Origin of the sequence: Rhodococcus ruber, from assembly GCF_027270735.1 — a bacterium.
Lineage (GTDB): Bacteria > Actinomycetota > Actinomycetes > Mycobacteriales > Mycobacteriaceae > Rhodococcoides > Rhodococcoides rubrum_A.
In genome coordinates this window covers 130,246-141,995 of record NZ_JAPWIJ010000010.1, presented here as the reverse complement: position 1 = coordinate 141,995, position 11,750 = coordinate 130,246, and the positions used below count along the sequence as shown (strand labels likewise).

Below are 11,750 nucleotides of genomic sequence, written 5' to 3'. Positions count from 1 at the left end.
GCCCTGCGTACCGGATGTTTGCGTGCCTCGAAGGCCCGTGAGCTGTTCCGGCGACACGCCGTCTCGTTCACTCGGGCCGGTCAGTAGGCATCACCGTAACGGAAACAGATGCAATCAACCAGGTGTGAGAGCCAGGATCGCGGAGGATATGGCCAAGAAAGACGGTGCTATCGAGGTAGAGGGCCGAGTAGTCGAACCACTGCCCAATGCGATGTTTCGCATTGAGCTCGAGAACGGCCACAAGGTACTCGCTCACATCAGCGGAAAGATGCGTCAGCACTACATCCGCATCCTTCCCGAGGATCGCGTCGTCGTAGAGCTCTCGCCCTACGACCTCACGCGTGGACGCATCGTTTACCGCTACAAGTAAGAGCTTCCCCGGCCACGTCCGGTCGGGGGGAACCATGCTCGGTTCTGCTGCGTGCAGTGGGCCGAGCTACACACAGGAGATCAACGACGTGAAGGTTCAGCCGAGCGTCAAGAAGATCTGTGAGAAGTGCAAGGTGATTCGTCGTAACGGGCGCGTCATGGTGATCTGCGACAACCTGCGTCACAAGCAGCGTCAGGGATAACCACCGAGCTTTTCGCACGTCGGCTTGGCAACAGCTAGAAGATGACCTCCCAGCACCAACCGCGACATACGCGTTGCGGCATACCCCCGGCACGGAGGCCGGGGCCCCACTGAGTTGGTTGAAAGACGCTTCACACCCCAGCGGTGAGAAGGACACAGGGGACGGACTGGGAGCAGACCTCCGGACAAGAAAAGGAAATGCCACATGGCACGTCTCGCAGGTGTGGATCTGCCGCGCGAAAAGCGCATGGAGATCGCACTGACTTACATCTACGGCGTCGGCCGTACCCGCTCCAAGGAGATCCTCACAGCGACGGGCGTCAGCCCCGACCTGCGAAGCAAGGATCTCGGCGACGACGATCTGCGCAAGCTCAGCGATTACATCAACGAGTCCCTCAAGGTCGAGGGCGACCTGCGCCGCGAGGTTCAGGCCGACATCCGTCGCAAGATCGAAATCGGCTGCTACCAGGGTCTTCGCCACCGTCGTGGTCTGCCCGTCCGTGGACAGCGCACCAAGACCAATGCGCGTACCCGTAAGGGACCCAAGCGCACCATTGCCGGCAAGAAGAAGGCGAAGTAATGCCCCCCAAAGCACGCGGTACCGGTCCGAAGAAGGCGCAGAAGACGCGTCGCAGGGACAAGAAGAACGTCCCGCACGGATCTGCGCACATCAAGAGCACGTTCAACAACACGATCGTGTCGATCACCGACCCCGCCGGAAACGTCATCTCGTGGGCGTCCTCGGGACACGTGGGCTTCAAGGGCTCGCGTAAGTCGACTCCGTTCGCCGCACAGCTCGCAGCCGAGAACGCTGCGCGCAAGGCACAGGAGCACGGCGTCAAGAAGGTCGACGTGTTCGTCAAGGGTCCCGGCTCCGGCCGTGAGACCGCTATCCGCTCGCTTCAGGCTGCTGGCCTCGAAGTCGGCACCATCTCCGATGTCACCCCTCAGCCGCACAACGGCTGCCGTCCGCCCAAGCGGCGTCGGGTCTAGCGGGAAGGAAAGGTTTAGAAAATGGCACGTTATACCGGTCCTATCACCCGCAAGTCGCGTCGTCTGCGCGTCGACCTCGTCGGAGGCGACCAGGCGTTCGAGCGCCGTCCCTACCCGCCGGGCCAGCACGGCCGCGCGCGGATCAAGGAGAGCGAGTACCTGCTCCAGCTGCAGGAGAAGCAGAAGGCTCGCTTCACCTACGGCGTCATGGAGAAGCAGTTCCGTCTGTACTACAAGGAGGCCAACAGGGCCGCCGGCAAGACCGGTGAGAACCTGCTGACCATCCTCGAGACTCGTCTCGACAACGTCGTCTACCGTGCAGGTCTCGCACGCACGCGTCGTCAGGCACGCCAGCTGGTCACCCACGGCCACTTCCTCGTGAACAACAAGCGAGTGGACATCCCCAGCTACCGCGTCTCGCAGTACGACATCATCGATGTCCGCGAGAAGTCCGCACAGACACTGCCGATCCAGATCGCCCGCGAGAGCTACGGCGATCGTCCGGTCGCACCGTGGCTGCAGGTCGTTCCCAACCGTCTTCGCATCCTGGTTCACCGGGTACCGGAGCGCGCACAGATCGACGTGCCGCTCCAGGAGCAGCTCATCGTCGAGTACTACTCGAAGTAAGGCGCAGCACGCATGTGAGTCTCCTCGCGAGGCTCACATGCGTCTTCGCCTCCACACGTGGGCGTCAAATAGCGGACGCCCGTACAGGAGGAACACACAATGCTCATTTCACAGCGCCCGACGCTGACCGAAGAGGTCATCGCCGACAACCGCTCGAAATTCGTCATCGAGCCGCTCGAGCCCGGCTTCGGTTACACACTCGGCAACTCGCTCCGCCGCACTCTGCTCTCGTCGATCCCCGGCGCTGCTGTCACCAGCATCCGTATCGACGGTGTTCTCCACGAATTCACCACGGTCCCCGGTGTGAAGGAAGATGTCACCGACATCATCCTGAACCTCAAGGGCCTCGTCGTGAGCTCCGAAGAAGACGAACCGGTCACCATGTACGTCCGCAAGCAGGGCCCCGGCGCTGTCACCGCAGGCGACATCGTTCCCCCGGCCGGCGTGACGGTGAACAACCCTGATCTGCACATTGCGACCCTGAACGACAAGGGCAAGTTGGAGATCGAGCTCGTCGTCGAGCGCGGTCGCGGCTACGTCCCCGCCGTTCAGAACAAGGCATCGGGTGCCGAGATCGGCCGTATTCCGGTCGACTCGATCTACTCGCCCGTGCTCAAGGTCACCTACAAGGTGGAGGCCACCCGCGTCGAGCAGCGCACCGACTTCGATCGGCTCGTTCTCGACGTGGAAACCAAGAATTCCATCACCGCGCGGGACGCGCTCGCTTCGGCGGGCAAGACCCTGGTTGAGCTCTTCGGCCTCGCCCGTGAGCTGAACGTCGAAGCAGAAGGCATCGAGATCGGACCCTCGCCCGCCGAGGCCGATCACATCGCTTCCTTCGGACTCCCCATCGAGGATCTGGACCTCACCGTCCGTTCCTACAACTGCCTCAAGCGCGAGGGTGTTCACACCGTCGGTGAGCTGGTTGGTCGTACCGAGTCCGATCTGCTCGACATCCGTAACTTCGGGCAGAAGTCCATCGACGAGGTGAAGGTCAAGCTGCATTCGCTCGGCCTCTCCCTCAAGGACAGCCCCGCGTCGTTCGATCCGACCACCGTGCCTGGCTACGACGCCACCACGGGTACGTGGAGTGACACCGACGCCGGCTCCTTCAGCGACACCGAAGGTGCCGAGCAGGACTACGCCGAGACAGAACAGCTGTAATCAGCTCGCTGGAGCTCTTACTAGGAGATTCATCATGCCCAAGCCCACCAAGGGCCGCCGTCTCGGCGGGTCGGCGTCGCACCAGAAGGCCATCCTGGCCAACCTGGCGACGTCACTCTTCGAGCACGGCCGCATCACCACCACCGAGTCGAAGGCCAAGCGCCTTCGTCCCCACGCCGAGAAGCTCGTCACCCACGCCAAAAAGGGTGATCTTGCGCATCGTCGTGAGGTTCTCAAGACGATCAACAACAAAGATGTCGTGCACAAGCTCTTCGCCGAGATCGGGCCTTTCTTCGCCGATCGCGACGGTGGCTACACGCGCATCATCAAGACCGTCCCCCGCAAGGGTGACAACTCGCCGATGGCCATCATCGAGCTCGTCAACGAGCAGACGGTGTCCAACGAAGCCGATCGCGCACGCCGCGTGAAGGCATCGAAGGCTGCTCCCGCCGCAACCGAGGCTCCGGCCGACGAAGCGACCGAAGAGAACGTCGTCGAGGCTGTCGAAGCCGACGCAACGGACTCCGAGGTAGCGAACGCCGACGCAGTCATCGACGGCATCGAGGACAACGACGCTCACGCGTCGGACGCTCCCGAGGCCGAGGAAGCAAAGAAGGACTAGTCCTTTTGAGCTCCGCGCACGATCGAAGCGGGCCCGCCATTCCCCCAGGGGAAGGCGGGCCCGCTTTGTCGGTACCCACCAGATTTCGGCTCGACATCTCCTACGACGGCACGAACTTCTCCGGATGGGCGCGTCAACCAGGTATCCGTACGGTCTGCGGCGTGCTCGAAGAAGCCTTCTCCACCGTTCTTCGCCAACCCATCGAGCTGACGGTCGCCGGCCGAACCGACGCGGGAGTACACGCGTCCGGTCAGGTGGCACACTTCGATGCCGTCGAGGTTCCGGATGATTACGACCGACTGGTCCGGCGAATGGCACGGTTTCTGCCCACCGATGTTCGAGTCCGAGCGATCAGCACCGTCTCCCGCGATTTCGACGCTCGCTTCTCGGCGTTTCGCCGACACTACGAGTACCGATTCGGCACCGCACTGTACGGAGTCGACCCCCTCGACGTGGCCGGGGTTGTCTCCTGGCCACGGCACATCGATCTGGACGCCGTACGCGAGGCGTCGCAGGCACTGATCGGACTGCACGATTTCGCGGCGTTCTGCAAGAGGCGAGACGGTGCCACCACGGTGCGAGAACTGCAGCGCTTCGACTGGGAACGCGACGGTGATCGCCTCACCGCGTACGTCAGCGCCGATGCGTTCTGCTGGTCGATGGTGCGCAGCCTGGTCGGTGCCATGCAGGCCGTGGGGGAAGGACGTCGAACCCCGGATTGGGCGCGGTCTCTGCTGACGCGGCGCGATCGCTCCAGCGAGGTGACAGTGGCTCCGGCACACGGACTCTCGTTGGTCCGCGTCGACTATCCGGCGTCCGACATGCTGGCCGCACGGAACGCGGCCACCCGAGAGGTGCGAACTGCGATCTCGGCCGACGGATGCTGTGGGGGAGAGGGCTGACGAACCGGCTCCGGGGCTACTGTCGGAACGATGCAGCCGATACAACTAGCTATCGTCGTCGGTAGTGTCCGCGCCGGGCGCATAGGGCCCACGGTCGCGGCCTGGGTCCGCAGCGTCGCCGCCGAGCGCGCGACCCTCGAGGTGGTCGACGTGGACCTGGCCGACTTCGAGCTGCCCGGCAATTTGGTCCCGAACGACGACACCGAGCGCTTCACCGCGACGATCGGGGCTTGCGACGCGTTCGTGTTCGTCACGCCCGAGTACAACCACGGCGTTCCCGGATCGTTGAAGACGGCGCTCGACACCGTGAAGCACGAGTGGCGTACCAAGCCGGTGGGATTCGTGTCCTACGGAGGTCTCGGCGGCGGTATCAGAGCTACCGAACAACTACGACAGATCACTGCGGAACTGCACATGGTGTCCGTTCGAGACGCCGTATCGGTGCATCGAGTACGCAAGCGGTTCGACGACGAGGGTGGTATCGACGATGCCGCTGCCGTCGATGCTCTGGGTCGACTGCTCGACCAAGTCGAGTGGTGGGCCGGAGCGGTGGCCGAGGCACGGGACCGAAGGGACTATCCGGGCTGAGCTTCCGTCAGGCACGCACGACCGAGCGTCGACTTCGTGGTCGACCTATGAACGCCGTTTCCTGAGGGATCGTCACCAGTGTCAGTTCGACGTCGAGTGGGCCCGAGAGGACCCTGATCCGATCCCCCGACGCGTGCGGTTGAACTATCGACACGTCCCAGTGCGGGCGTGGCAGTCCGCGCACCTGTCCCGTGCCGTCGTTCCTCGGCACATGCTCGGTCAAGAACATGACGGTGGCACCCGAAAGTCTCTGCTGTTCAGTCGGTTCGGATCCGTCAGCGAAGTCGTTCAGGATCACGTCGTACGCCGTTCGAGATCGGATCGTGTGGCCGTCGACGGACAGGCGGTCGGGGGCACCTATCGCGTCGAGAAGTGATCGCCATGCGTGCGGGCGGTCGCTCCGAACGAGAACTCTGGCTCCCGTAGCGATGGCGCGAAACAGCAGTTGCTGGGCGAGGTAGAGTTCCCCGGCGATCCTGACCCGGGCCAGACCCGGCCCGAACAATCGCACCGCGACTCCGTGTCCGGCTGCGTCGGAACCCAGGAGCTGGCCACAGCCGCTCACCGGAAGATCCAACTCGGCGAGCCTCGATACCTCGAGAGTTGTACTGGGGGACAGGGACGTCAGCCCGGGAACGGCCAGCGGTAGTTGCGCGAGGATACCGTCTCGGTGACTTCCGCTCATCGAGGTCGTTGCGCGGACAGAAGGTTTCGCTACCCGTGTGCGGGCGGCGAATCTGCACGATCCACGGATACGAAGCTTTCCGTTGTCGCGGGTCGGCTGCAGATGGAAAGTCATCGTCGTCCCCAGGGAGGGTGTCGACCACAGAGTGGCAATGTCTTCGGCAGTGATTGCGCTGCAGTCTATTCCGAACCCGACGCTGGACACACCCGGCAAGGGTGCCGTCGACCACGTCTGTGTCAGATCGTCCGTACTCACTCCCCGGCAGAGGTGCAACACCGCCGATCGAAGTTGTGCAGTCGTGAGCAGCCGCGAGGACAGTCCATCGGCCTGGAGAGCACGCAGGACGCGCGTGGTCGCCACGACGGCGGTGCGCGCTGCCCCTGCCCGGCTTCCACCTCTGACCTCGATGGCCCGAGCATTGGCGCGCACGTCGAGAGTGACTGCTACCCACACCGTCCGCGTCGCCACAGCCGGTAGCGGACCGATGAGCCCCTCGTACACCTCGGTGGCGGCAGAACCGGAAGAGCTGCGAAATCCGAGTGCGGTGATGTCGATCGACGAGACAGCGATGTCGTGTTGCCGAAAACACGACGCCAGCGTCTGGATGGGGAGGGTGTACCGCGTGTCCGCACTCGCCCTGCCGAGAACCGTCGTCGTGTGCTCGGGCGGGAGGATCTCGATGATGCAGGTGACCGTGCTCCGCTGCCAGTGGACACCGATGGCCTGGCCCGTCGTGTCGTGGTGATCGGTGGTCACACCTACATCGGGAAAGCGGTTCGCGAGGAATCGGCAGAGGACCCGGAACCAGTCGACGATCGGTCTGCGACGAACGGTCACGAACGGAACGAGTGCCACCGCCGCAGCGGCGAGAACTGCCCACAGGGGCCGCACCTGCGCTGCGAGCAACGCAAGACTCGTTGCCGCAGCAGCGGTCTCGGCCGTGATCACGCGTCGGAGCGTAGGCGCGGCGAAAGGCACCGCGGTGCGCCCGAGCGCAATGGAACCCGTACGTGCCATCTCGAACCCTCCCCCCGAAGGTTGCATCAGCCGTCGATCGCCGCCGATGCGGTCGCCGAGGTGTGCGGACGAACTGTACTGTGTCGCGTGACCCGATTGGGGATCGGGTCCGATCGAATCCTGGGGAGGAACTGTGGCGTCGACGCCCACAACGAAGTGGCAGGTTGGCGGCTACCGCTTTCTCGTGCGCCGAATGGAACACGCGCTGATCAGGCGTGATGCCCGAATGCTGCACGATCCGATGAAGTCGCAGTCCCGTGCACTGCTGGTGGGCGTGGTGATCGCCTGCGTCGGTTTGGCGGGATGCGCTGCGCTGGCGCTGTTTCGGCCGCAGGACAAGATCGGCGATGCCTCGATCGTGGTCGGTAAGGACTCGGCCGCCATGTTCGTGAAAGTGGACGACGTCTTCCATCCGGTGCTCAATCTCGCCTCGGCCAGGTTGGTGGTCGGCAAGCCCGACGACCCGTTGACGGTGAAGGAATCCGAGCTCGCGTCCAGGCCTCGCGGAGCGCTGGTGGGCATTCCTGGCGCGCCGTCAGCGCTGCCGCACGACGCCGACGGCCGAGCCGAAGCATGGTCTGTGTGCGACACACTCGATCCGATCGCAGGGGTCACCTCGACCACGGTCGTCGCGGGTGATCTCCGATACGACGACAGCGCAGCGCCACTTGCCGATACCGAGGCATTTCTGTGGACGTCGAACGGAACGGCGTACCTCGTGCACGACGGAACGAAGTCGCCGGTCGATCTGGCGGACCGGGCAGTGATCCGTGCACTGGGGCTCGAGGAAGCCACGCCGTCACCGGTCAGTGTCGGTCTACTCAATTCGGTGCCGCAGTCGCCGGCTGTCGCGGCACCGTTCATTCCCCGCGCGGGAGAGGCTCCGCAGTTTCCGTTCGACGGTCGACCGATCGGGTCGGTCGTCAAGGTCGCCGGTCGCGACGTCCAGTACTACGTCGTACTCGAGGACGGTATTCAAGCGATCAGCGAAACGGCGGCACTGCTCATCAAGTTCACGGACTCGCAAGGCAGTCCCGACATCGCAGCGGTGAACCCCGACGTTCTCCGAGATGCGCCGAAAACTTCAGTGGGGCTTTCGGTCTCGACATTTCCGGCGACGACTCCCGTCATCGTCGACGCCGGTGAGCGACCTGTCAACTGTCTCACCTGGGAACCACTCGAGGTGGCCGACGGTGGCCCGTCCGCTCGACTCGTGGAGTCCGCCGGTCGCGGACTACCGCTCGAGTCCGGCGCGCAGCCGGTCACACTTGCTCAGTCCGATGGCGGAGGTGACGCCGTGGATCAGGTCTATCTGGCACCCGGCAGTGGCGGGTTCGTCCGCAGCACCGGAATCTCGACATCCAGTACCCGTCAGGACAGCGTCTTCTTCGTGGCCGACACCGGGGTTCGCTACGGCGTCGAGGGCAGCGAAGCCGCGTCGGCGCTGGGGTTCGGTCCACCCGCACCGGCACCGTGGCCGATCCTGCAATTGCTCGGTAGCGGTCCCACTCTCGGGCGCGGCCAGGCCCTGACGATGCACGACGGGGTTGCTCCGGACCCACAGGCGGCTGCACTGCCGACTAAGTAGCTCACATCAGCCCGTCCGGCCCCGTCGACGCAGAGGTATCGACAGCGCGAGGCCGAGCGCCAGGACTACCGCGACCAGTACCGAACCGGTCACCGCTGCAGTTCTCGGTCGATGATCCGGTGCAGGAGGTGGAAGCGGCGCGCTCATCGCAACGCTGTGAGCGGGCGCAGCACGAGGTGCAGGCACCACGAGATCGGTTACCGCTGCGAGTGGATCGACGACGCCGTGGCCGACCAGCGGGTTCCATCCCTCGGCCGGTGCGTGCGCCGTTCGCTCGATTCGGTCCACCACTTCGAGCGCCGTCAGCTCGGGTCGGTGGGCGCGCACCAGCGCCGCGACCGCAGCCACCAGCGGTGCCGCGAAACTGGTTCCGGTCATGGGATTCACCCCGTCGTTGCCCCGGGTGCCGTTCGCCAGTCCGCTGCCCGAAGGCGACAGCGAGGTCATGTTCGAGCCCGGCGCGGCGACGTCGACCCACGGACCCGCCAGGCTGAACGAGGACGGCGTGCCATCCGATTCGACCGAACCGACGGTCAGCACGTCGTCGAACCATGCCGGGGTTGCGATGGTCGCGAAGCCGTTCCATGGATCCGCATCGGGCCGAAGCGGATCGGTGCGTGGATTCTGCGCCTGGCAAGCCGACCCGCCCAGATTTCCCGCTGCAGCAACGACGACGACATTTCTCTCACGGACGGCGTACTGCACCGCGGCTCCGAGGGGAGCATCTGCCACACCGCCTCCCGCGGGTACACAGGCCACCTCCGAAATGTTGATGACCGACGCCCCCGAGTCGACCGCCGTCCTGATGGCCATGGCCATCGTGCGCACGTTCCCGTAACCCGCGGCATTCTCCGGCTCGGCTGCCTTCTCCTCGTCGGGTCGGTTGTCGACAATTTGAAAAACATTGCTGGACTGGCGAATCGAGAGTATGCGTGCATCCGGGGCACCGCCGGCGAATCCACTGCCCGGCGCGGTGTGCGCGGCGATCAGACCGGCCACCATGGTGCCGTGCGCATCGCAATCGAACAACCCGTCACCCGCACTGACGTAATCGCCGCCCGGAATCAGACCCGGTAAGCGCGGATGAGCAGTGACACCGGTGTCGATGACGGCAACCACCTGGCCGGCCCCGCGAGTGATGGGCCAGACCGACGCGAAGTCCAGCGCCTTCAGAGCGGTCGGAATGTCCTGCGGGTCGGTTGTCCCGGACGGAAGGGCGCAGGCATTTTTCTGCTCCGTGGGCTCGAGAGGGGCGGGAGCGCCCGGCGGGGGTAACTGAGCGGGATCGATCAGGGGACGTTCGGCACGGGCGGGAGACACCCCGAGCGCTGCATTCGACAACACAGCGACGGCAGTCAGCACCGCCACGACGATTGTGTGCCGCCTACGCGGCGTCACAGCCCGCGGACGATGCTGTACAACCCGCACACCCATACGGCTACCGGTATGACCAGGGCGATGACGGCATACTCGAGTAGCTCGGCCGATCTTCGCATCACGGGCGAGTACGTGCGTGTCGGCACGAATGCGCCGAAGATCGATGCCGTCACGGCTCCGGCCATTGCCACGCCGAACAAAGCGAGAGCATATTCGGGCAATGCGATCACGGCACCGACGAGGAGCGAGAGCACGATCGTCGTCCCGCCGGCGACAAGCGGAACTGCGTGCACCACAACAGCATAGGTACGGCCGCGCAGAAGCAGAACAAGAGCACACAGCGCCGCGAGCGCGACCGCAGGCCATTGGACTCCGCCCCCGGTGCCGTCCGCCGCCGCAACGAGAACGCCGACCACCACGGCAACCGTGAACGCCAGCAGCAGGCCGGTCAGGTAACTCCGAGCCCGTGCTGCGGCACCCTGCAGATCGGCGAAAGAGATCGCATCGAGTTCGGCTTCCTCGACTGTGTCCAGCGGTGCGCCCGCAGTGGGCACCGGTGGAAGCGGCAACTTGGCCTGCATCATCGACACGCGCGCAGAGACGGCAATTCCTGCCAGACCGATCAGGGATGCCGCAGTCCCGATCGCTGCGTCGGACATCGTGGTGAACAGGGTGCACACGGCCGCGACGAACGTCAGCGACGCCAGCACGATCGCGGCGGTGAACACCGCAAAGCCGGTTCCGCCGATCCGCAGAGACAGCAGGGCTGTTGCGCCTGCCATCGCCGAGCCCAGCATCAGCTGCGCCGCACCGAATTGTCCAGGCACCAGCAGAGTTCCGCCGGTGAACATCAGCGCAAAGGCACACCCACCGAAGAGCACCGCGACCGCGTCCTGCCGGTACACCCGCCCCAGAATCATCCCCGCGATCGCGAAGAGAATCGACGCGGTGACCGCGGCGAGCCCTTCTACGAGACTGCCGACGTTCTCGGCTCCGGCGCGAATCGGTCCACGCAACACCACAGCGCACGCCAGCAACACCATGGCCCCGGTGACGACCGAGCCCGCAGTTCGCGCAGTGCCTGCCGTCCAGTGCGGAACGTCGTCGTTGCCCGCTCTCGCAACGGAATACATGAGGTCGTCGAAAAGCGGAGCCGGTGCGGGCCGCTCGGCGACGCCCAAGACGAGCAACTCACCATCGCGGACCGACAGCTCGGCCAAGGTCGCCGTCGGTGACAGCGGAGGCAACCCGATCCGAGCAAGCGTCCACGCCACGGGGATACCCTCGGACTCGGAATCCCCGTCGTATCCGACGCTCCCGCGTCGTTCCGCAGGCTCCACTCCGGCATCTCTGCGTCGTTCCGCAGGCTCCACTCCGGCAATCATGTCGATGATCCCTGGTACGAGCAGCGACACCGGAACGCCCACTGGCAGCGCCATGTCCACCTGGGTGGACCTTGCCGACACCGTTACCCGGCAGACGTCCTGCGCGAATACCGAATTCGTTCCCGATGCTCGGCGGTTCGCGTCTGTTGCGGTGGCCGACGGCATTGGGCCGACCGATGGACGGCTGTCGGCGCGTGTCATGAAGATCCCCCCGGATGCGTACTGTTCGCG

13 protein-coding genes are annotated in these 11,750 nt (G+C 64.8%); 10 read left to right on the top strand and 3 right to left on the bottom strand.

All coding sequences use genetic code 11. The features are described 5' to 3' along the window. Window positions 1-148 precede the first annotated feature (148 nt). The 9 genes from infA (at window position 149) to O4220_RS22120 (ending at window position 5,467) form a co-directional block, all read left to right on the top strand. The gene (infA, locus tag O4220_RS22160; RefSeq protein ID WP_005140011.1) at window positions 149-370 is read left to right on the top strand and encodes a translation initiation factor IF-1; all 222 of its coding nucleotides are present in this window, start codon (window positions 149-151) and stop codon (window positions 368-370) included. Window positions 371-458: 88 nt separating this feature from the next. Then, entirely contained in the window at window positions 459-572 is a 114-nt protein-coding gene (gene rpmJ, locus O4220_RS22155) for a 50S ribosomal protein L36 (protein WP_025347279.1), read from the top strand. Between the two features lie 204 nt (window positions 573-776). Next, window positions 777-1,151 carry a 30S ribosomal protein S13 gene (rpsM, locus tag O4220_RS22150; protein WP_008718227.1) on the top strand — a complete coding sequence of 125 codons (375 nt, stop codon included), beginning with the start codon at window positions 777-779 and terminating at the stop codon, window positions 1,149-1,151. Then, complete coding sequence (rpsK, locus tag O4220_RS22145; RefSeq protein WP_027496331.1) at window positions 1,151-1,564, top strand: 30S ribosomal protein S11; 414 nt, start codon at window positions 1,151-1,153, stop codon at window positions 1,562-1,564. Before rpsM ends, rpsK begins: the two co-directional genes overlap by 1 nt. A 21-nt stretch (window positions 1,565-1,585) precedes the next feature. After that, a complete protein-coding gene (gene rpsD / locus O4220_RS22140) occupies window positions 1,586-2,191 on the top strand; it encodes a 30S ribosomal protein S4 (RefSeq protein WP_008718223.1) in 606 nt (201 codons plus the stop codon). Window positions 2,192-2,290: 99 nt separating this feature from the next. Further along, a complete protein-coding gene (locus O4220_RS22135) occupies window positions 2,291-3,355 on the top strand; it encodes a DNA-directed RNA polymerase subunit alpha (RefSeq protein ID WP_032376654.1) in 1,065 nt (354 codons plus the stop codon). Window positions 3,356-3,389: 34 nt separating this feature from the next. After that, window positions 3,390-3,977 carry a 50S ribosomal protein L17 gene (gene rplQ, locus O4220_RS22130; RefSeq protein ID WP_269607660.1) on the top strand — a complete coding sequence of 196 codons (588 nt, stop codon included), beginning with the start codon at window positions 3,390-3,392 and terminating at the stop codon, window positions 3,975-3,977. A gap of 5 nt (window positions 3,978-3,982) precedes the next feature. Further along, a complete protein-coding gene (gene truA, locus O4220_RS22125) occupies window positions 3,983-4,879 on the top strand; it encodes a tRNA pseudouridine(38-40) synthase TruA (protein ID WP_269607659.1) in 897 nt (298 codons plus the stop codon). Window positions 4,880-4,909: 30 nt separating this feature from the next. Beyond that, window positions 4,910-5,467: an NADPH-dependent FMN reductase gene (locus O4220_RS22120; protein ID WP_269607658.1), complete on the top strand. Its 558-nt coding sequence runs from the start codon at window positions 4,910-4,912 to the stop codon at window positions 5,465-5,467. Between the two features lie 7 nt (window positions 5,468-5,474). Here the strand turns inward: O4220_RS22120 and eccE are convergent, their stop codons facing one another. Further along, entirely contained in the window at window positions 5,475-7,169 is a 1,695-nt protein-coding gene (eccE, locus tag O4220_RS22115) for a type VII secretion protein EccE (protein WP_269607657.1), read from the bottom strand. 133 nt (window positions 7,170-7,302) lie between these two features. On the opposite strand from eccE, the gene eccB reads away from it, so the two are divergent. Further along, a complete protein-coding gene (eccB, locus tag O4220_RS22110; RefSeq protein WP_269607656.1) occupies window positions 7,303-8,757 on the top strand; it encodes a type VII secretion protein EccB in 1,455 nt (484 codons plus the stop codon). Window positions 8,758-8,763: 6 nt separating this feature from the next. On the opposite strand, the gene mycP is transcribed toward eccB, so the two are convergent. Both mycP and eccD read right to left on the bottom strand, forming a co-directional pair. Further along, window positions 8,764-10,191, bottom strand: a complete 1,428-nt coding sequence (mycP, locus tag O4220_RS22105) for a type VII secretion-associated serine protease mycosin (protein ID WP_269607654.1) — start codon at window positions 10,189-10,191, stop codon at window positions 8,764-8,766. Further along, the gene (gene eccD / locus O4220_RS22100; RefSeq protein ID WP_269607725.1) at window positions 10,152-11,684 is read right to left on the bottom strand and encodes a type VII secretion integral membrane protein EccD; all 1,533 of its coding nucleotides are present in this window, start codon (window positions 11,682-11,684) and stop codon (window positions 10,152-10,154) included. Before eccD ends, mycP begins: the two co-directional genes overlap by 40 nt. Window positions 11,685-11,750 lie beyond the last annotated feature (66 nt).

Excerpts from the sequence above, each read along its gene's own strand:
- infA (WP_005140011.1), top strand. The coding sequence starts at position 149 with ATGGCCAAGAAAGACGGTGCTATCGAGGTAGAGGGCCGAGTAGTCGAA.
- rpsM (WP_008718227.1), top strand. The coding sequence starts at position 777 with ATGGCACGTCTCGCAGGTGTGGATCTGCCGCGCGAAAAGCGCATGGAG.
- rpsK (WP_027496331.1), top strand. The coding sequence starts at position 1,151 with ATGCCCCCCAAAGCACGCGGTACCGGTCCGAAGAAGGCGCAGAAGACG.
- rpsD (WP_008718223.1), top strand. The coding sequence starts at position 1,586 with ATGGCACGTTATACCGGTCCTATCACCCGCAAGTCGCGTCGTCTGCGC.
- O4220_RS22135 (WP_032376654.1), top strand. The coding sequence starts at position 2,291 with ATGCTCATTTCACAGCGCCCGACGCTGACCGAAGAGGTCATCGCCGAC.
- rplQ (WP_269607660.1), top strand. The coding sequence starts at position 3,390 with ATGCCCAAGCCCACCAAGGGCCGCCGTCTCGGCGGGTCGGCGTCGCAC.
- O4220_RS22120 (WP_269607658.1), top strand. The coding sequence starts at position 4,910 with ATGCAGCCGATACAACTAGCTATCGTCGTCGGTAGTGTCCGCGCCGGG.
- eccE (WP_269607657.1), bottom strand. The coding sequence starts at position 7,169 with ATGGCACGTACGGGTTCCATTGCGCTCGGGCGCACCGCGGTGCCTTTC.
- mycP (WP_269607654.1), bottom strand. The coding sequence starts at position 10,191 with ATGGGTGTGCGGGTTGTACAGCATCGTCCGCGGGCTGTGACGCCGCGT.
- eccD (WP_269607725.1), bottom strand. The coding sequence starts at position 11,684 with ATGCCGTCGGCCACCGCAACAGACGCGAACCGCCGAGCATCGGGAACG.